The following is a 26,834-nucleotide window of genomic DNA, read 5'->3' as shown; positions in this document are numbered from 1 at the left end:
CGGGGATGGTTGTGGCACCTGAGGTGCCGGACCGTCGGGGGCATGACTCGACAGCGTGCGCACACCTCACCCGGCCTGCGGGCCCGGCTCGGACTCGCGGTGGTCCTCGGCCCGGTCCTGCTGGTCTCGATGGACGGCTCGATCCTGTTCCTGGCGATGCCGAGCATCACCGACGCCATCTCGCCCACCGCCGACCAGGCACTGTGGATCCTGGACATCTACGGCTTCGCCGTGGGTTCCCTGCTGGTCGCCTTCGGCAGCATCGGTGACCGCTACGGCCGCCTGAAGCTGCTGATGACCGGCGCGGCCGTCTTCGGCATCGGATCCGCCGGGGCGGCGTTCGCGCCGAACCCGGAGCTCCTCATCGCCTGCCGGGCGCTCATGGGCGTGGCCGGCGCGACCCTGCTGCCGTCGGCGCTCGCTGTGCTGAGCGAACTGTTCCCCGACCCGAAGCAGCGCGCCCGGGCGATCGGGATCTTCGCCGCCGCCTTCGCGGCCGGGTTCGCCATCGGCCCGGTCGTCGGCGGTACCCTGCTCGGGCAGTTCTGGTGGGGCTCGGTGTTCCTGGTCAACCTGCCCGTCATCGCCGTCTTCCTCGTGCTCGCGCCGGTCCTGCTGCGCGAGGTGCGGGCCACCGGTACCGGCCGCGTCGATCCGGTCAGCGTCGTGGCCTCCGCGGGAGGCCTGCTGCTCACGATCTACGGCGTCAAGCACCTGGCGGCGGACGGCTTCTCGGTCCTGCCGGTCGTGACGGGGCTCCTCGGCCTCACGGCCCTGACGGCCTTCGTGCTCCGCCAGCGGCACCTCGAGCACCCGCTGATCGACTTCTCCCTGTTCCGCGACCGCACCTTCACGATCGCGATCATCACCGGGCTGCTGCCGCTGGCGGCGTGGTCGGCGGCGGCGTACCTGTCCGGCATCTACCTTCAGTCCGTCCTGGGCCTGAGCGTCCTGAACGCGGCACTGCTCGCGCTCCCCGGAGCGGCGGTCCTCACCGTCACCTGCGTCGTCACCCCCGCCATCGTCGAACGCATCGGCAGGAAGGCCGCGCTCGTCACCTGCCACTTCACCGTCGCGGGCGGACTCCTTCTGCTCCTGCCCACCACCATCACCGACGGCATCGGCTGGTACGTCGCCTCGACCGTGATCGCCGGAGTCGGGTACGGCATCTCCTTCAGCGTCGTCGCCGACACCGCGGTCGGCGCGGTCCCCGCGGAGCGTGCGGGGTCGGCAGGCGCGATCGCGGAGACCAGCAACGAGATCGGCAACGCCCTCGGCATCGCGATCCTCGGGTCGCTCGCCGCACTGGTCTTCCGCCTCCAGGGGCCGGACCTCGCCCCCACCCTGGACGAGACGCGCCAGCTGCCGGACCTCGTGCCCGCGGCGCTCCAGGACGCGCAGGGCGCCTTCGTCACCGGCCTGCACGCCGCCGTCGCGGTGGCCGGCCTGCTGCATGCCGCGCTCGGGACCGTCGCCCTGCGCCGGCTCTCCGAGCCGACGGCCGGCGACCCCGGCCGGAGCACCACCGACGTGCCGGCCCGGGAGCACCTGGCGGGCACGCCCTGACCGGCCCGTACCGTCCTGCCGCTCCCGGCTCCCGGCTCCCCGCTCCCCGCTCCGCGCTCCCGGCTCCGCGCTCCCGGCTCCGCGCTCCCCGTCGCGGACGCCCGAGCCCCAGCCGGGGGATACGGGGGCATCTCACTCCGGACTGTCCGATCCCACCGCGACCGCAATCGCGGACCGGATCGTAACGGACGGGCGTGGACGCACCCGAGGGTCCGGTGACGCTGTTCCACCACGTGGTGACGTGGCTGCGGAAGAACCGCGTGGTGCTGCCCGGCGTCTCGGTGCCGGCCCGGCAGTGCCGGAGGCCCGCATGGCGGCCGAGCGGCGCCTGTACGAGGCGGTGGCCAGGGTCACCGCCCGCGCCGATCCCGCGCTCGCGCCGGCATGGGCCGCGTTGCCGGCGGTGCCGGAGGGCAGGCGGTCTCGGAACTGGAGCCGCCGCGCACGCCGCCGGCGAAGTCGACGGGGACCGCGATGGTGCGGGCCATGGAGCGGGTGGAGGAGAGCCCCGCGTTCGCGCTGGGCCGGGTGAACCTCTCCCGGGTCCCGGTGAACCGTTTGTCCACGCTGGCGCGGTACGGGCAGCTGAGCAAGGCGCAGACAATCGAACGGGCGCCAGAGCCGCGGCGCACGGCCTTGCTGACGGCGGTGGTGCGTCAGATGGAGGCGCAGGCGGTCGATGACGCGCTGACCTGTTCGCGGTGCCGTGGCGAACCGGCTGATCAGTCCCGCGCGGCGCGCCTCGGAACGTGAGCGTCTCGCGATGCTGCCGCAGTGGGAAAAGACTGCGCGCAATTCTGGTGAAGGCGTCGAAGATCCTCACCGAGGAGCTGGACCCGGTCGCCGAGCATGAGACGGACCTGGACGTAGCCGCGCTGTGGGCGGCGATGCGGGAGAAACCGGCCCTGCGCTGCACCACCGTGCGCCCGTTCCTCTCCCTGCTGGGCGAGTCGGAGGCACTGGGCGCGGCCCCGGCCAGGGCCTGCGCCCGCTGCGCAACCCGGATGCGCCCGAGCTGGACGAGGGCGACGACGTCCAGGACCGATCGGTCAGGAGTCGGCCAAGGCGCTGATCAGCCTGCGGGCACCGCCATCGCGAGCCGTGTCACGAGCGGCGCGGGCCGCTGCCCTGAGCCGCGCTCAGAGTGCCGCGCCCGCGTCGTACACCACGAGGGCGATCTGCACGCGGTTGTTGAGGTCCAGCTTGGCCAGAATGCGCGAGACATGCGTCTTGACCGTCGGTACTGACATGTACAGCTCTGCGGCAACTTCCGCGTTGGTCTTGCCCTGCCCCACCGCGACTGCCACTTCCCGCTCCCGGTCGCCGAGCAACGCCAGTTGCGCCCGCGCTCGCTCGGCCCGTGTCTCACGCCCACCCGTTCCCTCCGATACCTGTGCGATCAGTTGCTGCGTCACTGCGGGCGAGAGCACCGGCTCGCCCGCCACCACCTTCCGCACCGCCGCCACGATCTCCTGGGGCGGGGTGTCCTTCAGGACGAAGCCAGCGGCGCCCGCGCGCAAGGCTCGCAGCACGTACTCGTCGGTGTTGAACGTGGTCAGCACCAGTACCTCGGGCGGATGGAACATCCTCTGTATGGAGCTTCTCGGAGAGTTTGGGGAAGGGCGGGCGCGCAATACTTCGGTAGCGGCGAGGCCGTCCATGCCAGGCATCCGGATGTCCATGAGCACGAGGTCGGGGGAGTACTCGGCCACCAGCGCCGCCACTTCAGCCCCGTCTGCGGCTTCGGCGACCACCTCCACGTCCGGCGCGCCCCTCAGCATCAGCCGCAACCCGGAGCGCACCAGCGGATCGTCGTCGACGAGGAGTACTCGGATCATGACGGGCACGTTAGCGGTCCACGGCCTCGGCGCCGCCCCAGGGCAACCAGGCGCGCAGCACGAACGAGCCGTCCCGAGGGCCGTGTTCCAGCCGCCCGCCCGCCAGCTCGGCGCGTTCGCCGAGCCCGATCAGGCCTTGCCCAGAACCGGGGATCGCTGTTCCTGGGCCGCCCGGGAGCGAGTTCGCCACGACCACCGTAAGTCCTTCTCCTGGTCGGCCTGACACGGCAACGGTGATCTCGGTGTCGGGCGCGTGCTTGCGGGCGTTTGTCAGGCCCTCCTGGACGATGCGGTACGCGGTGCGGCCGGTGACGGCGGGCAGCGTGTCCGCGTTTCTGGCCTCCTGGTGGTATGTGACGCCTATCCCGGCCTTGTGGGACTCCGTCACCAGCCGCTTCACGTCCGCCAGCGTCGGTTGCGGTCGCCCTTCGGCCCCGTCCCGGCCTGCCGTTGGCGCCCGCAGGACGCCGATCACCTCGCGCAGGTCCTGCAGCGCCTGGTGCGCGCTGTCGCGGATCACCGCGGCCGCACGCTGGATGTCCGACGCGGTGGCGCTCATGTTGAACTCCAGTGCCCCGGCATGCACGCTCAGCAGCGACAGCCGGTGGGCGAGGACGTCGTGCATCTCCCGGGCTATCTCCTCCCGTGCCTGCCGCCGCGCCTCTTCGGCCGCCTGGGCCGCGCGTTCCTCCAGTGACGCGATCAGCGCCCGCCGGTAGCGGACGTACAGCCCCCAGCCGATAGAGCCCGCCACCAGCGCGAAGTAGGTGAGGGCGGAGCCGGTTGCCTCGGACTCCGCATCAGGCCCCTGGGCCAGGGACAGCAGGAACAGCAGGAACTGCACCAGCGCGACCGCCGCTACCCAGGCGGTGAACCGCCGCTTCCGGTGCACTGCGACCGTGAACAACGCCACCAGCATGGCCCCGGTCAGATGGTGGAAATAGGTTCCGGCCAGCATCAGCGCCATGGCCAGGTGCACCGGCCACCGCCGCCGCAGGAACACCGATGCGCAGGCCAGAGCGCCGGCCACCTGATCGGCGATCTGTTCGCCACCGGACATACTCTCGTCCAAGTGCACCGAGTCCGCCGTGACCACGGAGAAGATCACGGCGAAGAGGAAGAAGGAAATGTCGACGACCCAGTCGCGGGGGCTGCGCATGCTGCCGAATCTATGCCTGCAGCGCAGCCGTCCGACCCTGCGTGCCGCGGATCGATACTTTCGGACTACAAGCCCGCCGCCCCGTATACCGATGCCCGATACTGTCCTGACCTGGGTTTTCTACGGTTGAGTTCATGAAGGGCATTCTCGGTTTCATCAGCTTCTCGCTCATCGTCGGCGGCTTGCAGGGCATCGTCCACGAGGCCTTCGGCAAGTGGATCCCGCTCATGGGCTTCATGAAGCACCTGTACGTCGACGGCTACGAGATCTACATCAGCATCGCGCTCACCGTCCTGGGCATCGCCGTGGGCACCGCCGCGCGGAAGGCCCCAAGGGAGCAGTGACCGCTCAGAGGGCCGCCCCCTTGGACTTCTTGTTCGCCCGGAGCCGCTCACGAATCCGCAGGTCGCCGACGGCTCTTGAGGCTGGCTCCGCCGTTTCCGAGGCCGAGAGGGCACCTGCGGCGTGAGACCGCCGTCGGCCTGCCGATGCGGTGTCAGCCGCCGGGCACCGGCGCGGCGTCGTACTGTACGACGGCTCAGAAGCTGTGTTCCGTTCTGAGGCTGACGTGCCGTCCTCGTGAAGGCCGGGCCCGCCCTTGTCAGTGGCCACCTGTTTACTTGGCGCATGACCGACAAGTTGAGTCACAGCGATGTCCACCGGACCACGGCACGCACTCCCCACACCGAGATGGTCGAGCCATACGGAGGCGGGACGGGATTTCGGTTCAAGATCCGCAACGTGAAGATCGACGGCCAGGCCGACGTGGTAGAAGTCCGCGGCGGAGGTTCGCACCAGGTCAGTTTCGACGTGCTGCATGATTGCTCGGAGTGCGGCAACGCCATCAACCAGGTGATCGTTGGTCTGGCGGGCCAGGACCGAGCCCAGGCGTCGGTATGGAACGGCAAGCAGCGCAGCGGGGGCGGCGTGAAGGTGGTCAACGCCGGCACGCGCGTCGAGGCGCTGGCGGAGGACAACCCGGGGCCGGCGGAGTGGGTAAATGTGTCGTGCGACCTCGTTGTCCCCGACGAACCGGGCGTCTACTCGGTTCGGGCACGTTACGCCCAGGCGTATCAGGGACGCCTGATGACTGCCGAAGGACGTGCGGTCCCACAGCCGGAGTACGAGGACGTGCTGGGCTGGTGGAGGGTCGACCGTCCGGAGGGGCCCGGCCCGGAATCGACCATAGGCACCATCATCGTCGAGGCGTGAAGCTGCTGGTCAGCCTCTTCGGCCAGCCCTACGACCTCGGCCGGGCCCGGCAGCCGGGGTGTCGAGCACGATGGGCGGCTCGGGTCCGAGGGCGGGGCCCGCGCGTGTCGCCTGCTCGTCTGCGGCACCGTTTTTATGAGCACGTCCCGGTGCCGATCCGGCCGCGCGCCGCCGATTACCGATCATGCTCATCAGCCGGTCGACAGGTCAGCGTCGGAAGTCTTGGGCGTGCTCAGTGTTCAGGCGTCAGCCGCTCGACGTGCCGTGACTCCAAGGGCCGGATCGCGAGCGGCAGTGGTGCGGAGTGCACGATGTGGAGGCGGGAGACCGCTCGGGTGAGGGCCACGTACAGGCGGTTCATGCCGCGGGGCTCGGCTTGGACGATGGCCGAGGGCTCGACCACCACGACGTGGTCGTACTCCAGTCCCTTGGCGGTGGAGGCCGGCACGACGGTGAGGCGGGCTCCAGCAGTGTCCGGCCCGGATGCCGGGACCCCGGCCGCGATGAGAGCGCGGTGGAGCTTCGGTGCCTCGGCGTCGGCTGCGACGACGCCGACCGAGCCTGCGTGCTCCAGCGCTGTGTTCACGGCCGCGACTGTCGCGGCGGTCGTGTCGTGGGCCATTTCGATGCTCACCTCTCCGTCACGGCGCAGGGATCGGGCGGGTGGCACGTCCGCGTCGAGGTGGTGCAGCAGGCGGTTGGCGAGTTCGGTGACGGCGCCAGGGACGCGGAATCCCGTGGTCAGTGGGGTGACGATGGCGTCTGGCTTCCCCAGGTGGGCGAGGAGCTGCGGCCAGTCGCGTGCGGCCCAGGGGGTGGTGCCTTGGGCGAGGTCCCCGAGGACGGTGACGGATCCGAAGGAAGAGCGGCGGGCGATGGCGCGGCACTGCATGGGGGACAGGTCCTGCGCTTCGTCGATCACGACATGCCCGTAGCCGCTGGGACGCTCGATGAGGCCGGCGAGTTCGTCGAGGAGGACGAGATCGGCCGCTGACCAGCGGGCCGACTTGGCAGAGCGTGGGGGCTTGGGCCACAGGAGGGCTTTCTGCTCGTCCGCGTCGAGGACGCCTTCGGCAGCGGTGGCCAAGGTGTCCGGACGGGTGAGCAGATCGGCGAGGAGCTGCTCGGGTTGCACGGCGGGCCAGAGGGCGTTGAGCAGGGTGGTGACCGGGCGCGCCCGGGAGATCTTTTGTACCCAGGTACTGGTGCGGGGACCGCCGCGGCGTTCGGCCTGGTGCTGAACGGCATGGACGATGCGGGTACGGACGCGTTCGCGCCCCACGGCATAGGGAGGTTCCTCGGTACGCACGTCCCGGACGGTCTTCTCCAGTTCGTCGGCGGTTACCCGCCAGCGGTAGGAACCGTCCGACAGTACGAGCGGCTGCGTCGCCTCTGTGCTCACTCGTGCGTAGAGCGCGCGGCGCAGGACCTCTGCCATGCGGATGTCGTGCTTGACGACCGCCGTGGCGTCACTGTCCTGTGCCGTGACCGGGTGGCCGGCGATCTCCTCGTCGAGAGTGGACTGCCGCACTCCGGTCTCACCGAGCGCGGGCAGGACTTCGGAGATGTAGGAGAGGAAAGCGCGGTTGGGGCCGAGGATCAGCATTCCGCCGCGCTGGATGCGCTGCGGACAGGTGTAGAGGAGGTAGGCGGCGCGGTGCAGTCCGACCGCGGTCTTGCCCGTGCCCGGGGCGCCCTGGACGCAGAGGGACGTGGTGAGGTCCTCACGTACGAGGTCGTCCTGCTCGGGCTGGATGGTGGCGGCGATATCCCGCATGGGACCGATGCGGGGGCGCTCGATCTCGCTGGCGACGATGCTGCTTTCCCGCGCCTCGCCCTCACTGAGGTGCTCGTCCTCCAGGCCGGTGAGGTCGGCCGAGTCGCCGTGGCCGGCAGACGACCAGCCGAAGCGGCGCCGGACGGCGACGCCTTGAGGGTCGCGGACGCTTGCCTGGTAGAAGGCGCGTGCCACCGGCGCGCGCCAGTCGACCACCAGCGGTGGGGCGGACGGATCGTGCGCGATGCGCACACGGCCGATGTGGTACCCCTGCCCGGCGTGGTCGCCGGCGGCCCGGGGGTCCCGGGCGAAGTCGAGGCGTCCGAAGAACAGCGGGCCTTCGGGCAGCTCCCGAAGTTCCTTGGCCTGGCTGCGCAACCGGTAGCCGAGTACTTCGGCGTCGGCGCCGGATGCGGAGGCGTCCTCACCGACGACCACCTGCTCTTGCGCGCCGTCGATCATGGCCTTCAGCACCGCTCGGCAGGTGTCGTGGTAGGCGCGTTCCCGGGTCAGGGCGTCACTGAGTACGGAGTCGGAGCGTGGCATCCCCCGACCATAATGCAACTGAGTAACGTTTTTAACCTAGTTGCGGGTTCGGGTGAGGTGCGGCAGTCCGGCCTCGAGTTGCGTGAAGGCCGACTGGGCCACTGCCACGGCCTCGGGACAGAGCGCGTCTGCGCTGTGGCCTGCGGTGATTTGGCGCCAGTTCTCCTGCGCGAGGATGCGCTGGACGGCGACGATCTGCCCGGCGGCCAGGCGCGCTTGGACGCCATGGCCGGTTTCGCCGCCAAGGACGTCGGCGAGAGCGGCCTCGTCCCGTTCCACATGAGCGTGCAGGCGTGCCAGCAGTGATGGTGTTCCGTGCAGCAGCCGGTGGAAGGCGAGCACCTCGGCGTCATCGTTCAGGCCGGTCACCGGGTCGCGCCGGGCGAGCCCGTCCAGGAAGTGACGTCGCAGCGCCTCCAGCGCAGAGCGCCCGGCCGGGCGCTCTGCGACCACCCTGCCGGCCTCCCCCTCGTGGTCGGCCAGCCGGTGCAGAACCAGGTCCTCCTTGGCCGGGAAGTACCGGAAGAGCGTCGGCTTGGAGATGTCGACGGCTGCCGCGACATCAGCGACGGTCACCTGCTCGAAGCCCTTCTGCAGGAAGAGCCCGATAGCCGTGTCCGACAACCGCTGATACATCTTCTGCTTCTTGCGCTCGCGCAGCCCGCCCACGTCACCCATGCCAGAAGCGTACGCAGCGGCCAGCCGTACGCTGTCACGCCTCCTCGGCTTCGTCCTGCCCGCCTTCCGGGAGGGTGTGGGCCGCGATCACGGGATGCCGTGCCGTCCTCGAGATGGCGTCCCTTGATGTGGTGCAGCCGATCAATCTGACGTTGTGTTGGTGGTGTTGGGTAGCTCGGGGGCGCTTTCGGAGCGCTCGGCGGGGTAGAGCTGGTCCATGCTGCCTTCCGGCAGGTAGCGGCGGGGGAAGGCGATCCACTCGTCGTGCAGCTCGAGCACGGCGGTGACCAGCCGCAGGAGCGTGTCGTCGTTGGGTGGCCACCCTGCACCTACCGTGTTGAACTGGCCGTTCGCTACGGAGAGTTGCACGGTGGCCCACCCTGCGGGCAGGGAGCGGAAGCCCCACAGGCACGCGCCCCCGGCGCACTACCTAGCCGTGATCGGCAGCACCGCGGTCGCGGCCTCGGCCGTGTTGCGGTGCGGCACTGCCCGGACGCTCGCCGCCCGGGGTGTTGTCGTTTCGGTGGGCGCGCCCGCAGACGCGGCAGGCCGGGCCTGGCGCAGGATCTGGTCGACTGTCTCGGCCAGGGCGGTTTCGTGTGCCTCGCGTTCGGTGCGCTTTTCGAGGGTGGGGCGGATGTGGCGCCAGGTGGTCTCGTTCATGGGTGCGTGGACGTGGTAGCGGTGGATCCGCGGGATCTCGTGCAGGTGACCGTCGGGCAGGCGGAGGTAGATCTGCCGCACGTCGTGCGGGTTGAGGTGAACCTCCCACTTGCCGCCGGGTCCGGTGGGCGAGGGCCGTCCGCGGTGCTCGTTGAGCAGAGCGTGGTCGTAGGTGCGGTAGTTGATGCGGATGCCGCGGCCGGTGATCGGGTGGAAGCGCACGGGCAGCAGTTCGGTGTAGTCGGTTCCGGTCAGGGGCAGCGGCACGTAGCCGCTCGCACCCAGCAGCGCGGCCCACATCTCGCCCGGGGGCAGGGCCTTTCTAGGCAGGAGGGGGCGGCGCAGTCCGTCGTGGGGGCGGTGCTGCCAGCACGCGGTGATCCACTCGTCCAGCAGTTCCTGCAACTGGGCCACGGTGAAGCGGGCTTCACCCTGAACCCTCTCGCCGCGTTCGAGGACGTGGGAGCCGGTGTAGCCGGCGACGTGCTGCGCGAAAAGGATGTTGAAGCTGCCGAAGGTCCGCTCCACGGCGCCCTTGGCGGTGGGGGAGCGGGGCGGGGCGGGCTGCACGCTCACCCCGAGGGTTTCACAGGCGGCCAGGAACGCGGCGGAGAGGAACACACGCCCGCGGTCGATGACGATCGTTTCGGGCCCTACCACCGGCCTTGCCGCGGCCTGCTGAAGGCGCGCGTCCAGGGCGAGGAGGCGGTCGTAGGGGACGGCGGCGTGGGCCCGGCGCAGATGTTCGCCCCAGCCGGGCCGCACCGGGTGGGGGACGGCCATCTCCGCCAGCAGCAGGGCCGCGTCCACCGCCTGGGTGCTTTCCTCGCGCAGTACGGCCGCCATCACGGACTTCGTCGCCACGTCCAGAGCGATCGTGAGTTCTGGGCGTACCCGGCTTTCCGTCCTCGCCGATGGCCATGATGTCCAGCCGAGTGGTGTCGACCTGCACCAGCTCGCCGGGCCGCAGTGCCACCGTCGGCATGAAGGGGCGCATCGGTGCGGCGCCGCAGCAGCTCGTCGAAGGGCCGCCAGGCGTGCTCGCCCTGCGCCCACGGCACCGGGTGGAGCCGGCCGTCGGGCAGCCGGACGAAGACCTGCCGGATGTCGTGGGGATGGTGGTGAGCCTCGAACCGGTCCCCGCCGCCGCGGTGTTCGTCCAGGCACGCATCGTCGTAGCGGAGTCCGCCCAGCCGGATACCGGATTCGGTCACCGCGCACCGGCGGGCCGGCAGCAGTTCGCCGTACGCCTGCCCGGCCAGCGGCAGCGGCACCCTCCCGGCCGCGCCCAGCAGCACCTGCCACATCTCCTGCGGCGTCAGCCCCGCCCGGGGCAGCAGCGGATGCCGCAGCTGCTCCTGGGGACGGCGGTGCCACACAGCGAGGATTCATTCGTCCAGCAGGTCCTGCAGCTGCGGCATGCTCCAGTATGCCCCGTCCGCCAGGTCCTCCTGTCCGGTGGTGGCGGGCGGCCGGGCTGCCACCGCGTGCCGGGAGAACTGGCCGGCGAGCACCTGAAGCGTGCAGGGCACCGCGGCGGGCGCCCGCCGCCCTCGGCGGGGCCGGCTCCAGGCTGATGCCGAGGCTCTCGCACACGGTCAGGTGTGCCGAGGTGACGCCGGCCGTCCCATGGTCGAGGACGAGTGTCTCGGGCACGGCCGTCGGGCCCGCCGCGGTGGCTTCGATCCGAGCGGGCAAGGACATCAGCCGCCGCGTCGGCCCTGCACCCGCCGACCCGTGCCTCCGAGCCGGATGCCGACGGCAAGCGGCACTCCGAGCACAACCCTGGCAGCCTGGGCAAGGACCCGGTTGACTGCGCGCCGTGCGAGGCCTCCGACGGACACCCGCTCCTCAAGGACCTGCCGCGCTTCCACGTCCGCGGCCCGGCGGAAAAGTTGCTCGAGGAGGCGTACGACTGGGCGCGGCCGATGACCGATGCCGAGTGTACTTTGCGGCACCTGGTGGGCATCGACGTGAACATGGCCTTCGCCGCCGGCGCCAACGGCCTGGTCGTCGGCCTCGGTGCGCCCACGCACGTCAAGGCGCCGGTGTTCGACCCGAAGCTGCCCGGCTCCTGGCTGGTCGACCTCTCCCATGTGGATCTGTCGCGGGTGAAGGTCGGCAAGGACAAGTGGGCGGATCTGGACGCGAGTCTGCTGCCAGCCCGTTCACGCCGAAGGGGGACCGCCCGACGGGCCCGGCCTGGTACGCGACGCCGACCGTGGCGTACGCGGTGGAGCTCGGCTACGACGTCGCGCCGATCGAGGCGTACGTCCGGTACGACAACGGCCGCTACCTGGACGGCTGGTACAACCGGCTGCGCGACGCCTACCTCGCCGCCATGGCTGACCTCGGCGTTGGCGCCGACCTGGCGCCGGCCGACTTCCTCGCCGCAATGGACGGCTACCGGAGCCGTGACCCGGAGCTGGCTCTCGTCGTCTCCGCGGTCAAGGCTGACGCCCGCAGTGCACGCCTTGCCGAATGGTCGACCCAGAGAGCTATAGTGCTAGGCAACTAGATAAATGGAGGAACTGGTGATTGAGTTCCACCTGAACAGCCGGTCCGGCCTGCCCCCGTACCAGCAACTGGTCCAGCAGGTTCGGCACGCGCTGCGCCTGGGGCTACTGAACGAGGGGGACCGGCTGCCGACGGTCAAGGACGTGGCGAAGCAGACGGCGGTCAACCCGAACACGGTGCTCAAGGCGTACCGGGAGCTGGAGCACGACGGCCTGGTGGCCGCCCGTCCCGGCGTCGGGACGTTCGTGACCCGGACGCTGGCTGATGCCTCGCTCGCCGCACATGGGCCGCTCCAGAAGGACCTGCAGCGCTGGCTGACCAAGGCCCGCCTGGCCGGGCTCGACGACGAGAGCATCGAGGCGCTGTTCGTGAGCACGTTTCGTAACGCCGCCGGAGAGGACGTAGCGTGAGTGCTGTCTTGCGAGCCCAGGGCCTGGGCAAGAGGTACAAGCAGCGCTGGGCGCTGCAGAACTGCGACCTGGACATCCCCGCCGGCCGGGTGATTGGCCTGGTCGGCCCCAACGGCGCCGGCAAGTCGACCTTGCTGAAATTGGCCTCCGGCATGCTGACCCCGACGGTCGGCACCATCGAGGTGTGCGGCGGCCGTCCCGCCGAGGGTGTGGAACAACTGGCCAAGGTCGGCTTCGTCGCCCAGGACACCCCGACCTACTCCGCGCTGAGCGTCGCCGACCACCTCGACTTCGGCAAGCGTCTCAACCCGAACTGGGACGACGCTCTAGCGCGCGATCGGATCCGCCGCCTCGGTCTGGACCCGAAGCAGCGGGCGGGCAAGTTGTCCGGCGGCCAGCGCGCGCAGCTCGCTCTCACCCTGGGCATCGCCAAGCGCCCGGAGCTGCTCATCCTGGACGAGCCGGTCGCGGCGCTGGACCCGCTCGCCCGACGGGAGTTCATGCAGGACCTGATGGAGGCTGTCGCCGAACACGAGCTGAGCGTCGTGCTCTCCTCCCACCTGGTCTCCGACGTGGAGCGGACCTGCGACTACGTCGTCGTCCTGGTCGGCTCCCGGGTGCAGGTGGCCGGGGACATCGACGACCTGGTCGCGTGCCACCACCGGCTCACCGGCCCGCGCCGGGACCCGGACACGATCCCGGCCGGTCAGCGCGTCATCACCGCTAGCCACACCGATCGGCAGACCACTCTCCTGGTGCGCACCGACACGGCGGTCCACGATCCGTCCTGGACCGTCAGCCCGCTCGGCCTGGAAGACATCGTCCTGGCCTACATGACCCGGCCCGCCGATGCGGTACGTGACACCCGGCCCGCACTGGAGGTACTTCGATGATCTGGCTGACCTGGCGCCAGTTCCGTACCCAGGCCGCCGTGATGTTCGCCGCGGTGGCTGCCCTCGCCGCCACCCTCGTGGTCACCGGCCCGCAGCTGGCCGACCTCTACCGGACGGCCGGCAGCGGCCTGGTGGACCAGGTCTCCAGTGCGGACCAGAGCCTCTACTACACCGGACTGCTGGTCGTGCTCGCAGTGCCGGCGGTCATCGGGATGTTCTGGGGCGCGCCGCTGATCTCCCGCGAACTGGAGACCGGTACCCACTACCTCGCGTGGAACCAGGGCGTCACCCGGACGCGCTGGCTGGCGACCAAGCTGGCCCTCGGCGCGGCGGCGTCCATGGCCGCTGCCGGACTGACCAGCCTCGCGGTGAGCTGGTGGAGCAGCCCCATCGACCGGGCTGTCAACGGCGGCGGCGCGACGGACACATACTTCCCGCGGCTCGACCCCGTGGCCTTCGCCGCACGGGGTGTCGTCCCCATGGCCCACGCAGCCTTCGCCTTCGTCCTGGGCGTCGCCCTCGGTCTGGTCATCCGCCGCACCCTGCCCGCGATGGCCACCACGTTCGCCCTCTACACCGCCGTCCAGATCGCCGTGCCGATGTGGATTCGGACCCACCTGGCCGCTGCGGACCGGACCACCCTGCCGATCGAGCCCGGCGGCGCCCCCTTCAGCATCCAGGACGGCGCCGAGCAGATCGTCGCGCACCTCGAAGAAGTGCCCGGGTCCTGGGTCACTTCCCAGCAGACGCTGAACGCCGCCGGTCAGCCGGCCCCCGTGCCGTCCTCCTTTGCCGACTGCCTGCACACCGAGGCGGGCCCGCCCACCCTGCAGCAGGTCGACCGCTGCGTCGCCGACCTCGGCGCCCTGGGCTACAAGCAGCAGGTGACGTACCAGCCCGCCGGGAACTTCTGGGCCCTTCAATGGGCCGAGACCGGGCTCTACCTCGGCCTCGCCCTGGCCCTGACCGGGTTCTGCGCCTGGTGGATCCGCCGCCGAGTGACCTGACGGACGCCAGTACCACTACGGGAGCACCCGCGAGGGGCAGCCGGGACCCGGCTGCCCCTCGCGGCGTCGGCAGGGCGAGCGCCGCCGACAACCTGTCCAGGCCCTCGGTCATCCGCTGCTTGGTTTTGTTCACGAGTTGCGTCAGCGGTTGTTCATGGGTTTGGGAGGCGCCCAGATCCACGGTCGGGTGATGTTCACGAGTTTTGTCAGCACCGTAGTACTTGCCGGGACAGCATCGGGGTGTTCCCGGTGAAAGGTCCTGGTCATGCCGCAGATGTCGAAGGTCGAGCTGTACGCGGCGATCCGGCGGGACCATCGGGCCGGCATGACGATGCGGGAGCTGGAGCGCAAGTACAACGTCGCCTGGCGGACGGTCCGCAAGGCTCTGAACAATGCGTGGCCGGAGCCGCGCAAGCCGCTGCCGCCGCGGCCGTCGGCGCTGGATCCGTACAAGGCGGTGATCGACGGGATCCTGAGGGCGGACCTGGATGCGCCGCGCAAGCAGTGGCACACGGTGACCCGGATCTTCCACCGGCTGGTCGAGGAACACGGCGCCGACGTGTCGTATCCGATGGTCAGACGCTATGTCGCTGACCGGAAGCCGCAGATCGCGGTGGAGGCGGGCAAGGCGCCCATCGAAGCGTTCGTTCCGCAGACCCACCCGCCGGGCATGGAGGCGGAAGTCGACTTCGGCGACGTGGCCGTGCGGCTCGCCGGCGAGCTGGTGACCTGCTACCTGTTCTCCTTCCGCCTGTCGTATTCGGGCAAGGCCGTCCACCGCGTGTTCGCCTCCGCCGGCCAGGAAGCCTTCTTCGAGGGCCACGTGCACGCGCTGCGGGTGCTGGGCGGTGTCCCGCGGGGCCGGGTCCGCTACGACAACCTCAAGGCCGCAGTCGCCCAGGTGCTGGGCCTGAGCCGAGCACGGGTGGAAACCGATCGGTGGATCGCCTTCCGCTCCCACTTCGGCATCGAGAGCTTCTACTGCCGCCCGGGCATCGACGGCGCCCACGAGAAGGGCGGGGTCGAGGGGCAGATCGGCTACTTCCGCCGCAACCACTTCACGCCGGTGCCGGAGGTTTCCTCGCTGGCGGAGCTGAACGAGATGGTCGAGCAGTGGGACCTGCACGACGGCCGGCGCCGGATCGGATCGCGGCCGCGGACCATCGATGAGTACTTCGCCGTCGAACAGCCGCTGCTGATGCCGCTACCGGATGAGCCGTTCGAGACCGGCCGGGTGTTCACCGCCAGGGTCGACCGCTACAGCCAGATCACCGTCCGCACCAACCGCTACTCGGTGCCAGTCCGCCTGATCGGCAAACGCGTCCGTGTCGTCCTTCACGCCTCCCACCTGGTGGTTTACGACCAGAACGTGGAAGTCGCCCGGCACGAGCGGCTGATCGCCAAGGCTGGCTGCCGTCTGGAGCTGGACCACTACCTCGAAGCCCTGATCCGCAAGCCTGGTGCCTTCCCCGGCGCCACCGCACTCGAACAGGCTCGCTCGGCGGGCAAGTTCACTCCGGTCCATGACGCCTGGTGGGCTCAGGCCCGCAAGGTCCACGGCGAGCGGGACGGCACCCGGGCCCTGATCGAAGTGCTGCTGCTGGCCCGGCACATCCCCCACGAGCACCTGGTCGCCGGGCTTGCCACCGCCCTGCGGGCCGGGGCCCTGACCTCGGATGCAGTCGCTCTGGAGGCCCGCAAGGCCGCCCAGGCCGAAGACGAACCGCCCGCCGCACTGCCCGCCTGCACCTCCGGGTCGGCGACGGTGACGTTCCTGAACGAGTGGCGCCTTGCCCACCTTCCGCCGGACACCAGGCCGCTGCCCTCGGTGACCCCCTCTGACCAGTTGCTCCGACGCCGTCGCGCCAGCGGCGGCACCAGCCGAGAGGGAGAAGCCCAGTGACCCTGCCCCGCCAACGAGGCTTGACCGAGCAGGCCGCCGACGCAGCCATCGACACCGCCTGCCGCATGCTGCGGCTGCCGTCGATCCGCAATGAGTTCCCCGACATCGCCGACCGGGCGGTCAAGGACCAGATGACCTACCGCGGCTTCCTCGCCGAGCTGCTGATGACCGAGTGCGACGACCGGGCCCGCCGACGCTCCGAGCGCAGGATCAAGGCGGCCGGCTTCCCCAGGGAGAAGTCGCTGCGGACCTTCGACTTCGACGCCAACCCCAACATCGACCCGGCCACCATCCACACCCTCGCCTCCTGCGAGTGGATCAAGAAGGGACAGCCGCTCTGCCTGATCGGCGACTCCGGCACCGGCAAGTCCCACATGCTCATCGCCCTGGGCACCGAGGCCGCGATGAAGGGCTACCGCGTCCGCTACACGCTTGCCACGAAGCTGGTCAACGAGCTGGTCGAGGCCGCCGACGAGAAGCAGCTGAACAAGACCATCGCCCGCTACGGCCGAGTCGACCTGCTCTGCATCGACGAGCTCGGCTACATGGAACTCGACCGGCACGGCGCCGAACTGCTGTTCCAGGTTCTGACCGAGCGCGAGGAGAAGAACAGCGTCGCCATCGCCTCCAACGAGTCCTTCGGCGGCTGGACGAAGACCTTCACCGATCCCCGCCTCTGCGCGGCCATCGTCGACCGTCTCACCTTCAACGGCACGATCATCGAGACCGGCACCGACTCCTACCGCCTCGCCAGCACCCGCGCGCGAGCGGAAGCGCCGGCCACGGCCAGCTGAAGCCACCCGATACGGCTGGGCAACCGCTGCCCTTGCGGGCGGCGGTCCCACCCACTCAACTGGTCAAAGTGGCCTGGTGGAAGTACATCCGCCAGCCCGTCTCCGTCAGGCGCCACACAGAACTCCGCCATGCCCGGCGGCCCTGGTTGTCGGCGAAGTACGTCAGATGAACGATGCCCGGAGCGAGGACGACTCCGGCCATCTCACTGACCTTGACCGGAGACTCCGGAGACACCGAGCCTCCGCTCGTCACCGTGAGGATCGACTCCACGTCCCACCGGCGCCCAGAAGCCCCGAACTCGATGAACTCCGGATCCAGAAGCTCCAGGACACGGGCCGGGGAAGCACGCACCTCGGGATCGAGAAGCCGCATCTCCCCATCGATGGCCGCCTGCACGGCCCGCTCACTCTCATCTGTCATGCGCAAACCCTACGGACGCTGTTTGCCAAGGCACAGTGAATTGATCACTCGCCGCGACGACGGCACGGCGCTGCCGTCAAAACTCGCGAACATCTCTCGGCGGAGTGATCATGCACAAGTGCTGCCGCCGAACGTGAACGAAGCCAGCTGCTTCAGGCTCGTGATGAACGCTTGCGGGTCCTGGGGTTGGCGGATAGCCGCGTAGTGCACGGTGCGGGCGGCCTCGAAGTCGCCCGGCAGGTCGTCCTCCGGGTTTCGCCAGCGCAAGGCCCCCTCGACATAGATCTCCCGGCGCCGGATCGCGTCCCGCAGCGCGACCAGGACGCACAGCTCGTACGGGATGCGCTCGGCCTTGCCCTTGCCGTCCATGACAGCCTCGCGCCAGTCCTTGCGTACGACGCCGTCCATCGGCACCGTGTCGCCGGCGTCGTAGAAGCGGGACTTGCCATCGACCTCCGCATACTTCTCCAGCAGCGCCATCGCGTCCATCACCGGGCGGTAGGCGGTGTTGTTGCACTTGAAGCCCAGCGTCCTCAGCAGCGGCGGCAGCATCTGCCGGTAGTACGAGCTGTAGGAGGACCGCAGGGTGGTGCGGACCTGGCCTTGAAGGCCTTCTCGTTCGCCTTCGCCTCTGCGACCAGGTCGCGCAGCGTCTTCTCCCCGACCACCGGGTACAGGGCCTCGCGTACCACCTCGTGGGGTTTGCCGATCGCCGCGTCAGCAAGCTTGAAGAGGATGCCTTCCTTGCCCCGGACCTTCTTCAACTCCGCGGTGAGCTGCCTTTCCGCCCGCCGCTCGGCACGCGCGTTGATCTTGTGGACCAGGGCAACCAGCAGCTCCACCAGAGCGTCAGTGATCTCCGCCTGACGAGAAGAGCACAGGGCCGCGAGCAGTGTGATCCGGGCGTCCTCGGCGGTGCCCCGGAAGTCCGAGGGGTACATCTTGATCGCTCTCGACCGCCACGCGGCCAGTAGCCTCTCCGAGCAGTGACGTTCTCCGGCGGCACGGTCGATTTCAGAGAAGCTGAAGGTACGGCGTCCGCTGGGCTGGTTGCAGCTGATGGGTCACCCGTGTCAGCTGGGCTGCTTCTTCCGCTGACCTGGACAAACTGACGCTGCTACCGGCTTGTACGGGGCAGAGGCCGGAGTGCGACGTCGGCGGAACCCAGCGGTTCCTGGCCGCATTCAGCGGCATCTCACCCGACTTCCGGCCCCGCCGCCACCTGATGACCGCCCCCGGCGACCGAGCCGGGATGACCATCCGCTTCGCCATCTGGGACCAGACCACCCGCGCCGCCGGCCAGCGCGCCGAGGCCTGAGCACCGGCCCGGAACCCGGCCCCTCCCCACGCCCCGACGCGCCGCCAGAGACCCACGCACCCGAGTAATGTGACAGCGCCCCTCAGTGGTACCTACGGCCGGTCCACTTGGCGGGAGCCGGCACCGTACCGGACCCCGGGCCAGGCATCTCAGTCGGGGAGAGGGCAACGCACCACCACCACGTCCGCTTCGTGTTCGACCCGCACCGGCCAGACCGTGCCGGGGGTACCGGCCACCCAGGCCGAGCGCAGGTCGGCTGCCACCTCGATCTGTCCGGGATGGGCCCTGGCCAGGCCGGACACGTGCTCCTTGACGGCGATGCGCGTGCTGCGTTCGGGTAGCGGAAGACCGGCCGGAAGCCGGTAGATCCGTGAGGTGGTGCCCGGCAGGGTGTCGAACCGTCGGACCGTGTCGACGGAGAGTGTGGTGATCCCGTCCCGGGTGCTGGACAGACTGGCGGTGGGGACATACCGGAGGCCCGTCGCGAAGGCCCTGCGGTCCCGCAGCGGCACCCGCTCGATCCCCGGCAGGCGCACCAGGATCTCCACCAGCCTCAGGCGCGCCACGACCCGGGTGCCGATCTGGGCCTGGACGTCGATCACCGGCAGCAGGTGGTGCCCCTGGTCGAAGCCGGCGAACCGGGCCTCGACCCGCAGCTCACCGCTGGTCGGCAGCGGCTCGTACAGGTCCAGCCAGGGCAACCGGTGGGGGTAGCCGACCATGTCCTGGGACAGGCCAGGAATCCACCGCCAGAGCGACTGGGACGGGATGGCGTGCAGGAAACCGTCGAGCAGCCCCTGCCCCAGCTGGCCGAACGGCGTGGTGCCCCGTCCGGCGTCGAGCACCGCGCTGGAGCCGGTGGAGCCCACGGCCAGTGAGGTCAGGTACTGCAGCGCCGGGCCGTGGAACAGCTCCGCGGCCTCGTACGGGTCCGGCTGCGGCCGGCCGTCGGGGAGCTGAGGAAGCAGGGCCGGGGGAGGCTCCGGCACGGTTCCGGTCAGTACGGTGGCCTCGCCGACCACCTCGTACCGGGACAGTTCACCGGCCTCCCGCCAGACGGAGAGACGAACCGCGGTCCCTTCTCCGGCCGCCGGTTCGGCGTCGGTACGGATCCGCGCGGGGCCGGGCAGGGGAAGCCAGCGGTGCAGCTGAACCTCGCGCAGGCCGGCGACCGGTTGACCGGTCAGCCTGGCAGCGGCGGTGGCGAGTTGATCCACCGTGGTCATCAGGGGCACCGCGGGAACCACGTAGTTGGGCCGGTGGTCGTCCAGCCAGGTGTCCACTGCCGGGTCCAGCTCCAGCTCCCGCACGGCCGGATGGCCGTCGACCACCCGGACCCCGATGCGGGGCAGGTGGTAGATGCGACGTCCGTCGATCCACAGCCAGGCCTCGGCACGTACGTATCGGCCGCGCGCGTCGGTCCCGTACTCGGTGATCTCGGCCTCGAACGTGACCACGCCGTCGCTCGGCACCACCTGGCCCCGGTAGAGCCAGCGCACCTCGTGACCGACGGCCACGGGCTCGAAGCGTGGGGCGGTCAGTCCGGTGCCGGCGTCGCGTTCGAGGAGGTACCACTGGAGCAGCTGGACCACACCTTCGAGGCCGAGGGACCCGGGTTGCACCGGGTCGGTGAAGAAGTGGGCGCGGAAGTACCAGTCCCCGGCATCGACCTTGCGCTCGGCGCGCAGCCGGCCAAGTCCCGCCCGTCCGCCATCGGGCCAGTACCCGGTGATCCGGTCCAGCATCAGCAGCATCGGTCCGGGCAGCCGCAGGGAGCCGGAGCCGTAGCGTTCTTGACGATGCCGCAGCTCCACCACCCGGTCGCAGGGTTCGGCCAGCCGGGCGCGTTCGGTGGCGGTGGGGAGCAATCCGGGCTGCCGGGCGAACGAGGCCACCGGGAAGTACCCGAACTGCGTGGACAGTTCCATGACCGGCAGCAGGGCGCCGGTCTCGTCGACCGCCTCGCAGGAGACCTCGAACGGGACGAGGGTGACGCCGTCGAACTGCGAGAGGTCCCCCAGCTCGACCCTGGTGCGCAGGGTGCGGGTCCCGGCCGGGATGTCCCGCAGGACGGTGCCGTTCCCCTGCAGGTTGCGGAAGAGCAGCTCGGGGGCGTCCGGTGGTTGCGGCACGAGCAGGCTCGCGGCCATCCCGCACGGTTGCAGGACCACCTCGTTGAGCACCGCGAACGGCATCACCCGGGTGCCGTTCTCCTCGAAGTACCAGGCCTGTTCCGGTACGTCGTACTCGGCGACCAGCCAGGAACCCGGGCGCGGCCGGTCCGGTTCGAGGCCGGCGTCGACGATGCGGGTGACGAACAGGTAGGGCGGGCCCGGCAGTCGAGCGCAGCGCTTGCCACCGTCGAACTGGGTTCCACGGGTGCCGAACGCGCTGGGCCGGCCCCAGGCTGCGGCCAGCATCAGCGGGAAGTTCGCGCTCCGTCCGGCGAGAGTGGCCGCCGCCGGGTCGGGGTGCAGACCGCGCAGCCCACCGAGCACCGGCAGCGGCACCGGTGCCCCACTGGTCTGAACGGCGGGCGGCCCCAGCCACCGCCAGTACTCCAGGGGCCAGTCCGGGACCAGTGCCAGCCCCACCCCGGAGGCGTGGAAAGCGGGCAGGCCGTCCACCGTGCAGAGCAGGTCGGCACGGAGCGTGGGTTGGGGGTGGGAGGACAGTCCGCTGACGAACACCTCGTAGCGGACCCGACGGCTCTGGGGGGTGACCTGTCCCCGGCAGCGCATCCGGTAGGACTCGTCGGACACCGGCTCGAACCGCCAGCCGTCCCGGTCCAGTGTGAAGCCCAGCGCGGCCAGATAGAACGCCATCGCCTGCACGCAGCCCTCGAACATGAGCGTGCCAGGCATGCACGGATCGTTGTAGAAGTGGCCGTCGAAGAACCAGTCGTCAGGCCGGACCTCGCTCTCCGCACGCAGGTAGCCACGACCCCAGGGGCCTCCGGCGGGGTCGAGTTCGCTCACCTCGTCCAGCAGCCACAGCCGGCCCTCCCCGGGAGTCGGGGTACGCACATGGGCGCGCGACACATCCCAGCCGGGGCCGAAACAGTCCGCCGGTCGGCCCTCGGCGAAGGCACGTACGGCGTCGGGACCGAAAGCGGTGGCGGCCGGAGGAACAGCGGGCGGGTCGACCGCCCCTGCCGGTGATGGTCCCGGGCTCCAGCGCACTCCTTGCGAACCGGCGAGTTCCGCGTCGGTGAAGTAACCGGCCTGGCCCTGGCGTACCGACAGCCGCAGCTCCTCACCGACATAGCAGTCGCTGCGGAAGAAGAACAGCCGCACGCCGTCGTGCTCGGCATGGCCCTCGACGTGGATCTCGTACCGTAGCGTCTCCCCGACGGCCGGCCGCGGTCCGTGGTACGTCACCTCGCAGCCCAGCAGCCGGTAGACCCGGTCGCCGCGGTCGAGCAGGTCCACCCCGAGCCAGCTGATCAGCAGCAGGTCGGCCTGGCCGGCCTCGATGAACAGGCCCGCGGGCATCCGGCCGGCCGGATCCAGGTACCAGGCGTCCGGGGCGACGTAGGTCTCTGTGTGAACCGTGCCGGTGGACATCGAGCCGGGTTCCGCGTCGAGCCGGGTGACCCGGTCCACCAGGAGCATCGGGGGGCGCGGCAACCGGGTCTGCCGTCGCTTGTGGTCCTGCGCGCGGAAGGCGGGACCGAAGACGTCGGAGATCCGCCCGTGCGCCAGGTACTCCAGCTGGGCACGGTCCAGGGGCAGCGACAGTCCCCGCGTGGGCCGCTCCGGTACTGCCGGTAGCCACGGCAGGGGCGGAGAGCCCGGTGACGGGATCGCCACCGGCGCGGGCTCGATGGCCTGCGGCAGGTGCGCGGGACCCGGGGCGGGGGACAGGGCGCGGTCACCGCCGGCCGTCACGGCGGTGACCGCGCCGATCACCAGCTGCCGGGTGCGGAGGAACGCCGCGTGAGCCTGGCCCTGCCGTTCCAGGAACTCCCGCTGGGCGACGGCGAGACGGGCGTGGTGGGCGGCGGCAAGTGCCGGCACCGGATCGTCGGCAGCGGCCACAGCCGGCGCCCGGCGGTTCGCAGGGGCAAGGGGCGGCACCGGGTGGTCCGCAGCGCTCACCGGGCCGATCGACGCGGCTCGTGCGACGGGCACAGCCCTGGCACGCGGCGAGGCCGAGCCCTGGGCATCGGAGGGGACCGCCGTACCGGGACCGGCCGGCGCGCCGACCGGTTTCGTCGGTACCGTCGCCGGAGGCGATACCGGCGCGGGTTCCATCCGCTGCTCCGGATGATCTGTTCCGGGCAGCCGGATCGCGGGCGGGTGCGCCGGCAGGGTGATCGTCCTCCCCGGATCAGCCGGCAGCCTGGCGGCCGCTGTGAGCCGGTCGAACAGCGGCGCGGGATCAGGGCAGACCCCGGCGGCGACGAGTTCGGCGACCGCGTCGCACAGCTGCCGCAGTCCCCGTCCCGGCACATCGAGCGCCACCGCCAGGTGGTTCCGGTCCGCCAGGATCCGGCGGATCGACCGGGTACGCCCGCTCTGCGGGCCGTGCTCGATCAGCACGCGCACCCCGTCCGTCCAGGCCTGCTCGACCACCTTCGGGTAGTCGAGCGGGCTGGTCATCTGGGTGAGCAGCGCGTCCGCGACGTGGTCTGGATCGACCGGGTACGGCTCGCCGGTGGCCGCGCTGTAATAGCGGATGCCCGGCGTGGGACTGGTCGGCCGGCGGTGCAACGCGCGAAAGGCGGCCGCGACCTGGTTCGCCTCGGGGGCGTGCGCCACCATCTGGTACCCGTCGGCCATCGGGAGCCCGGGGCCGATCCGGTCCAGCACGCGCCTGCAGGCCGCGTCCAGTCCGCCGACCACACACGTGTCGGGCGAGTCGACGGCGAGCAGGTGTGCCAGTGGTTCGCCTGCCAGGGCGGCGCGCACGTCGGCTGGGGACGCGTGCACCAGGTACTCGGCCCAACGCCCCCCTTCCTGGCCGTGTCCGCGCCAGAACCGGTGCGCCGCGCGGAACTCCCCGGACAGGTCGAACCGGAAAACGTCGCTGTCGGAGACCGCCTGGTACAGGCCGGCCGCGTCGGGCCACGCGCCGAGCACGATCAGTGCGGTGGACTCCCCGGAGGAGAAGCCGATCGCCGCGTCCGGCCGCAGGCCCAGCAGGCTCTGGGTGATCTCGCCGTGCAGGGCGGCGAGTTCGGTGGTGTCCCGGATCCGCGTCACGACCGGGACCGGATCCGCGCCGGTGGGGTGCCGGGGCTCCGGCACCGGGACGGGCCGGGCGGCTTCCTCGGTGCGGGGGGCGCGCAGGGCGAGTCGTAGTTCCGCCCCGCACCCGGGATAGCTCGCCTGGCCGCTGGGGAAGACGAAAGCCACCTCCCCGCTCGTGGGGGCGTCCTGGTAGGCGATCTGGTCCGGGCGGGGCCCGCCGGACATCAACCAGTGGCGTGCGACCGCCAGCCGTTCGCGCAGCGTCTCGGAGACCTGGTCGACCACCACCACGAGGCGGGCGGGACCGGTGTCGGACTCCCGTCCGTCGGCCAGTGCGGCCAGCACCTCGGCCCGATCGGCGCCGGAGAACACGTGGGAGCGGGGCGCGATCGAGGACCAGGGCAGCGGCGGGCCGGCCGGGCGCAGGCGGACCGACATCGGGGAGGCGCCCAGGGGCGTCACCCGGGCGCAGGCGGTCAGGGGCGCGTCGGCGGGCAGCGCGGCCGCACCCGACCGTGGCACCGCCTGGTGGTGGACCGCGATCGCGGCCACCGCCACGGCGAGCGCGCCGTGCGCGGCATGAGCCGTCCCGAACAGTTCGCTGTGGTCGTACCGGGCGGTGACGCGGGGCGTGGGCGGCCGGCCGGCCGGCTCGCCGTCCCCTCCGATCGCGTCCCGGTCGTCCCCGTCCTCCTGGTTCCCCGCCCGGCCCCTGTCGATCTTGGCGCCATCACGATCGGGCGGGACCTCGTGGTCCCGGATCCGGTGGGTCCCGTCCGTGCCTCCGGCGTCCGCGTCGCCGACCAGCAGGCCGACGGGGGCCGTCCGGTCCGTCGCGTGGTCGAGCAACGCGATGACCTGGTCGCCGTCCTGCTCGGCGTCGGTCAGGCGTTTCAACACCAGGACGACGGCCACGTCACCACCGGGCCGGTGATCTCCCAGCGCGCCCAGCGCCGCCAGGTGCACGGGCTCATGGGACAGGTCGACCGCGCCGGCGAGCACCGCGTCCGCCTCCCCCGCCCGCAGCGCCCGCGCCCCCAGATCCAGGGCGACCAGGCCGGACGCCTGCTCCGCGCAGACCACATGGCTGGGGCCGCGCAGGTCCAGTTGGGCGTTGATCCGGTGGGCCACCAGGTTGGGCATGGTGCCCGGCACGGTTTCCGGGACCAGCGGGGCGCGGAAGGCGTCCGGCCAGTCCGGCACCGGAGCGGGCAGGCCGGAGGCGGTGTCCCAGCCCGGCGCACGCCAGCGGGCACCGGGACGCGCCGCCTCGGGGTCCGTGCCCATGCCGATCAGGACCATCGTCCGGTCGGGCGGCAGCCGGGTCGCGGAGGCGGCTTCCCGGGCCGCCTCCAAGGCAAGGACCTGCTGCGGCAACGCCTCGGCCAGATCGGCCGGAGGGAACCGCAGCCCGGCCAGCGCGACCTCGATGGAGCGCCGGGGGCCGAGGCTGGGCGCGCCGTCCAGGACCGCGTGACACAGGTCCCGGTAGCCGGCCCCCGGCCCGGCCCGTGCACCGATCGCCACGATCGCCACCCGCTGGTCCACCCGTGGCCGGCTGGAAACAGGGCGGGGGGAGAGGGCAGCGGTGGATGCGGCCCGACCGGGCTCCCAGGCATCGACGACCACATGCGCGTTGGCGCCGCCGAATCCGAACGCGCTGACCGCTGCCCTGCGCCGCCCGCGCCACTCCTCGGCCTCCCGCAGCAGGCGCAGCGGCGTTCCGGCGAGCACGTCCAACGGCGCGTCCGCGTGCAGGGACGGCGGCCGCACCCGGGCACGCAACGCACCGAGAACCTTCAGCAGACCGGCACCGCCGGCCGCCGCGAGCGGGTGCCCCAGGTTGGACTTGACCGAACCGATCGGCAGGTCCACCGCATCAGCGAACACCTCACGCATCACCAGTGCCTCGGTCGCATCCCCGCTCGGGGTGCCCGGCGCGTGGCACTCGACCAGCGAAACAGTCTCCGGTGCGATCCCGGCCGAGGCGTAGGCGGCGCGCACGGCGCGCTCCTGACCGGCCCGATCCGGGGCCAGCAGGCCACCGCCCACGCCGTCGTTGCTCAGCCCGATGCCCCGGATCACGCCCAGGACCGGCATGCCCTGGGCGAGTGCGTCATCGAGCCGGGCCAGTGCGAACAGCACCGCGCCCTCGGCGGGCACCAGTCCGTCCGCCTCCCGGTGGAAGGGACGGCTACGGCCCGACCGGCTCAACGCGGTCAGCGCGCAGAACCCCTGATGGATGTAGAGGTTGTCGGCGGCGGCCACCGCCCCGGCCAGCACGAGGTCGGCGTCCCCGTCCCGCAGCCGGTCGCAGCCGGCTTTCAGCGCGTACAGGGAGGAGGCGCAGGCGGCGTCCAGGGCATGACCGCCGGCGCCGAGGCCGAGCGCGCGAACGGCCAGATGGGCGGGGAGACCGGCCCCGAACCGGTTCAGGGGATCGGGGCGGAAGTCGTCGCTCGGCCCCGCCCTCCCCGCACCGGACAGCCACACGTGCTCGGCGTAACGGGCCATGTCCGTGGTCGGGTACGCCAGGTTGCCCAGGACCAGCCCCGCGCGGCCGAGGTCGGGCCGGCCCGCCTCGTCCAACGCCTGCCGGCCGGCGTGCAGGACCCAGCGGAACACCCGGTCCAGTGGGGCGATCTCGGCCGGGGGCAGCTCGAACCCGGTCGGGTCGAACGCCTCGTCGAAGCCGTGGACGTAGCCTCCGATGTCGGTCCAGATCCGATCGGTGTCACCAGGTGCGCCCGACACCCGTGCCGGCGGCACCCGCCAGCGTCCGTCGGGCACCGGTGACAGGGCGGAACGGCCTGCGGCGATCTGGGCCCAGAAGGTGTCCGGGTCGAGCGCACCGGGCAGTACACAGCCGCGCCCGACGATCGCGACCGGTTCGAAGAACGGCGCCTGCCGAGGAGTCGCTTCCGGAGAACGCATCCG

19 protein-coding genes and 4 pseudogenes are annotated in these 26,834 nt (G+C 71.1%); 11 read left to right on the top strand and 12 right to left on the bottom strand.

All coding sequences use genetic code 11. The features are described 5' to 3' along the window. The first annotated feature begins 42 nt into the window (after window positions 1–42). On the top strand, window positions 43–1,566 hold the full coding sequence (locus ACP4IX_RS02085) for an MFS transporter (protein ID WP_426554573.1): 1,524 nt from the start codon (window positions 43–45) through the stop codon (window positions 1,564–1,566). Between the two features lie 384 nt (window positions 1,567–1,950). Then, entirely contained in the window at window positions 1,951–2,319 is a 369-nt protein-coding gene (locus ACP4IX_RS02080) for a hypothetical protein (protein ID WP_426554572.1), read from the top strand. A 386-nt stretch (window positions 2,320–2,705) separates the two neighbouring features. Here the strand turns inward: ACP4IX_RS02080 and ACP4IX_RS02075 are convergent, their stop codons facing one another. Together ACP4IX_RS02075 and ACP4IX_RS02070 are read right to left on the bottom strand one after the other, a co-directional pair. Then, window positions 2,706–3,404, bottom strand: a complete 699-nt coding sequence (locus ACP4IX_RS02075) for a response regulator (protein WP_426554571.1) — start codon at window positions 3,402–3,404, stop codon at window positions 2,706–2,708. Between the two features lie 10 nt (window positions 3,405–3,414). After that, window positions 3,415–4,563 carry a sensor histidine kinase gene (locus tag ACP4IX_RS02070; RefSeq protein WP_426554570.1) on the bottom strand — a complete coding sequence of 383 codons (1,149 nt, stop codon included), beginning with the start codon at window positions 4,561–4,563 and terminating at the stop codon, window positions 3,415–3,417. Between the two features lie 134 nt (window positions 4,564–4,697). On the opposite strand from ACP4IX_RS02070, the gene ACP4IX_RS02065 reads away from it, so the two are divergent. Then, on the top strand, window positions 4,698–4,907 hold the full coding sequence (locus tag ACP4IX_RS02065) for a hypothetical protein (RefSeq protein ID WP_426554569.1): 210 nt from the start codon (window positions 4,698–4,700) through the stop codon (window positions 4,905–4,907). 283 nt (window positions 4,908–5,190) lie between these two features. Continuing rightward, on the top strand, window positions 5,191–5,775 hold the full coding sequence (locus ACP4IX_RS02060; RefSeq protein WP_426524438.1) for a hypothetical protein: 585 nt from the start codon (window positions 5,191–5,193) through the stop codon (window positions 5,773–5,775). A 232-nt stretch (window positions 5,776–6,007) separates the two neighbouring features. On the opposite strand, the gene ACP4IX_RS02055 is transcribed toward ACP4IX_RS02060, so the two are convergent. The 6 genes and pseudogenes from ACP4IX_RS02055 to ACP4IX_RS02030 all read right to left on the bottom strand — a co-directional run bounded on the left by ACP4IX_RS02055 (window position 6,008) and on the right by ACP4IX_RS02030 (window position 10,971). Next, complete coding sequence (locus tag ACP4IX_RS02055; RefSeq protein ID WP_426554568.1) at window positions 6,008–8,098, bottom strand: HelD family protein; 2,091 nt, start codon at window positions 8,096–8,098, stop codon at window positions 6,008–6,010. A gap of 36 nt (window positions 8,099–8,134) precedes the next feature. Continuing rightward, the gene (locus ACP4IX_RS02050) at window positions 8,135–8,776 is read right to left on the bottom strand and encodes a TetR/AcrR family transcriptional regulator (RefSeq protein WP_426554567.1); all 642 of its coding nucleotides are present in this window, start codon (window positions 8,774–8,776) and stop codon (window positions 8,135–8,137) included. Between the two features lie 141 nt (window positions 8,777–8,917). Next, window positions 8,918–9,145, bottom strand: a complete 228-nt coding sequence (locus tag ACP4IX_RS02045; protein ID WP_426524456.1) for a hypothetical protein — start codon at window positions 9,143–9,145, stop codon at window positions 8,918–8,920. A 57-nt stretch (window positions 9,146–9,202) separates the two neighbouring features. Further along, window positions 9,203–10,445 (bottom strand): annotated as a pseudogene (locus ACP4IX_RS02040) (transposase); the annotation flags it as partial. Window positions 10,446–10,521: 76 nt separating this feature from the next. Beyond that, a pseudogene (locus tag ACP4IX_RS02035) lies at window positions 10,522–10,746 on the bottom strand (Mu transposase C-terminal domain-containing protein); the annotation flags it as partial. 81 nt (window positions 10,747–10,827) lie between these two features. Next, window positions 10,828–10,971 (bottom strand): hypothetical protein, encoded by a 144-nt coding sequence (locus ACP4IX_RS02030; protein WP_426554566.1) that lies wholly within the window; start codon window positions 10,969–10,971, stop codon window positions 10,828–10,830. A 183-nt stretch (window positions 10,972–11,154) separates the two neighbouring features. Between ACP4IX_RS02030 and ACP4IX_RS02025 the strand changes: the two are divergent. From ACP4IX_RS02025 to istB, 6 genes and pseudogenes are all read left to right on the top strand, one after another. Continuing rightward, window positions 11,155–11,903, top strand: a pseudogene (locus tag ACP4IX_RS02025) (telomere-associated protein Tap); the annotation flags it as partial. Window positions 11,904–11,961: 58 nt separating this feature from the next. Next, entirely contained in the window at window positions 11,962–12,366 is a 405-nt protein-coding gene (locus ACP4IX_RS02020; RefSeq protein WP_426554565.1) for a GntR family transcriptional regulator, read from the top strand. Further along, window positions 12,363–13,259: an ABC transporter ATP-binding protein gene (locus ACP4IX_RS02015; protein WP_426554564.1), complete on the top strand. Its 897-nt coding sequence runs from the start codon at window positions 12,363–12,365 to the stop codon at window positions 13,257–13,259. The genes ACP4IX_RS02020 and ACP4IX_RS02015 overlap by 4 nt, the downstream gene beginning before the upstream one ends. Further along, the gene (locus tag ACP4IX_RS02010) at window positions 13,256–14,266 is read left to right on the top strand and encodes a transporter (protein ID WP_426554563.1); all 1,011 of its coding nucleotides are present in this window, start codon (window positions 13,256–13,258) and stop codon (window positions 14,264–14,266) included. Before ACP4IX_RS02015 ends, ACP4IX_RS02010 begins: the two co-directional genes overlap by 4 nt. A gap of 274 nt (window positions 14,267–14,540) precedes the next feature. Then, window positions 14,541–16,169: an IS21 family transposase gene (gene istA / locus ACP4IX_RS02005; protein ID WP_426554751.1), complete on the top strand. Its 1,629-nt coding sequence runs from the start codon at window positions 14,541–14,543 to the stop codon at window positions 16,167–16,169. Beyond that, a complete protein-coding gene (gene istB, locus ACP4IX_RS02000) occupies window positions 16,166–16,963 on the top strand; it encodes an IS21-like element helper ATPase IstB (protein ID WP_019891874.1) in 798 nt (265 codons plus the stop codon). The genes istA and istB overlap by 4 nt, the downstream gene beginning before the upstream one ends. Before the next feature lie 55 nt (window positions 16,964–17,018). Here istB and ACP4IX_RS01995 read toward each other — a convergent pair whose 3' ends face one another. The 3 genes from ACP4IX_RS01995 to ACP4IX_RS01985 all read right to left on the bottom strand — a co-directional run bounded on the left by ACP4IX_RS01995 (window position 17,019) and on the right by ACP4IX_RS01985 (window position 18,325). Beyond that, window positions 17,019–17,384: a DUF4440 domain-containing protein gene (locus ACP4IX_RS01995; RefSeq protein ID WP_426554562.1), complete on the bottom strand. Its 366-nt coding sequence runs from the start codon at window positions 17,382–17,384 to the stop codon at window positions 17,019–17,021. A 108-nt stretch (window positions 17,385–17,492) separates the two neighbouring features. Next, the gene (locus ACP4IX_RS01990; protein WP_426554561.1) at window positions 17,493–17,936 is read right to left on the bottom strand and encodes a hypothetical protein; all 444 of its coding nucleotides are present in this window, start codon (window positions 17,934–17,936) and stop codon (window positions 17,493–17,495) included. Further along, complete coding sequence (locus ACP4IX_RS01985; protein ID WP_426554560.1) at window positions 17,918–18,325, bottom strand: hypothetical protein; 408 nt, start codon at window positions 18,323–18,325, stop codon at window positions 17,918–17,920. Before ACP4IX_RS01985 ends, ACP4IX_RS01990 begins: the two co-directional genes overlap by 19 nt. A 215-nt stretch (window positions 18,326–18,540) precedes the next feature. On the opposite strand from ACP4IX_RS01985, the pseudogene ACP4IX_RS01980 reads away from it, so the two are divergent. Beyond that, window positions 18,541–18,702 (top strand): annotated as a pseudogene (locus ACP4IX_RS01980) (IS6 family transposase); the annotation flags it as partial. A 149-nt stretch (window positions 18,703–18,851) separates the two neighbouring features. On the opposite strand, the gene ACP4IX_RS01975 reads toward ACP4IX_RS01980, so the two are convergent. Next, window positions 18,852–26,831, bottom strand: coding sequence for a beta-ketoacyl synthase N-terminal-like domain-containing protein (locus tag ACP4IX_RS01975; RefSeq protein ID WP_426554559.1), 7,980 nt, complete (start codon window positions 26,829–26,831; stop codon window positions 18,852–18,854). Between the last annotated feature and the right edge of the window lie 3 nt (window positions 26,832–26,834).

Source organism: Streptomyces sp. WG5 (assembly GCF_049974565.1).
GTDB lineage: Bacteria > Actinomycetota > Actinomycetes > Streptomycetales > Streptomycetaceae > Streptomyces.
This window is presented reverse-complemented; position numbering and strand designations above follow the sequence as displayed.

What these genes read in the sequence shown, in the direction of transcription:
- ACP4IX_RS01995 (WP_426554562.1), bottom strand. Translation starts at nt 17,384, where the DNA reads ATGACAGATGAGAGTGAGCGGGCCGTGCAGGCGGCCATCGATGGGGAG.
- ACP4IX_RS02050 (WP_426554567.1), bottom strand. Translation starts at nt 8,776, where the DNA reads ATGGGTGACGTGGGCGGGCTGCGCGAGCGCAAGAAGCAGAAGATGTAT.
- ACP4IX_RS02075 (WP_426554571.1), bottom strand. Translation starts at nt 3,404, where the DNA reads ATGATCCGAGTACTCCTCGTCGACGACGATCCGCTGGTGCGCTCCGGG.
- ACP4IX_RS01985 (WP_426554560.1), bottom strand. Translation starts at nt 18,325, where the DNA reads ATGTACCCCTCGGACTTCCGGGGCACCGCCGAGGACGCCCGGATCACA.
- ACP4IX_RS02085 (WP_426554573.1), top strand. Translation starts at nt 43, where the DNA reads ATGACTCGACAGCGTGCGCACACCTCACCCGGCCTGCGGGCCCGGCTC.
- ACP4IX_RS01990 (WP_426554561.1), bottom strand. Translation starts at nt 17,936, where the DNA reads ATGCTGCCGCCGCTGCTGAGGACGCTGGGCTTCAAGTGCAACAACACC.
- ACP4IX_RS02010 (WP_426554563.1), top strand. Translation starts at nt 13,256, where the DNA reads ATGATCTGGCTGACCTGGCGCCAGTTCCGTACCCAGGCCGCCGTGATG.
- ACP4IX_RS02055 (WP_426554568.1), bottom strand. Translation starts at nt 8,098, where the DNA reads ATGCCACGCTCCGACTCCGTACTCAGTGACGCCCTGACCCGGGAACGC.
- ACP4IX_RS02020 (WP_426554565.1), top strand. Translation starts at nt 11,962, where the DNA reads ATGGAGGAACTGGTGATTGAGTTCCACCTGAACAGCCGGTCCGGCCTG.
- istA (WP_426554751.1), top strand. Translation starts at nt 14,541, where the DNA reads ATGTCGAAGGTCGAGCTGTACGCGGCGATCCGGCGGGACCATCGGGCC.
- ACP4IX_RS02065 (WP_426554569.1), top strand. Translation starts at nt 4,698, where the DNA reads ATGAAGGGCATTCTCGGTTTCATCAGCTTCTCGCTCATCGTCGGCGGC.
- ACP4IX_RS02080 (WP_426554572.1), top strand. Translation starts at nt 1,951, where the DNA reads ATGGGCCGCGTTGCCGGCGGTGCCGGAGGGCAGGCGGTCTCGGAACTG.
- ACP4IX_RS02070 (WP_426554570.1), bottom strand. Translation starts at nt 4,563, where the DNA reads ATGCGCAGCCCCCGCGACTGGGTCGTCGACATTTCCTTCTTCCTCTTC.
- ACP4IX_RS02060 (WP_426524438.1), top strand. Translation starts at nt 5,191, where the DNA reads ATGACCGACAAGTTGAGTCACAGCGATGTCCACCGGACCACGGCACGC.
- ACP4IX_RS01975 (WP_426554559.1), bottom strand. Translation starts at nt 26,831, where the DNA reads ATGCGTTCTCCGGAAGCGACTCCTCGGCAGGCGCCGTTCTTCGAACCG.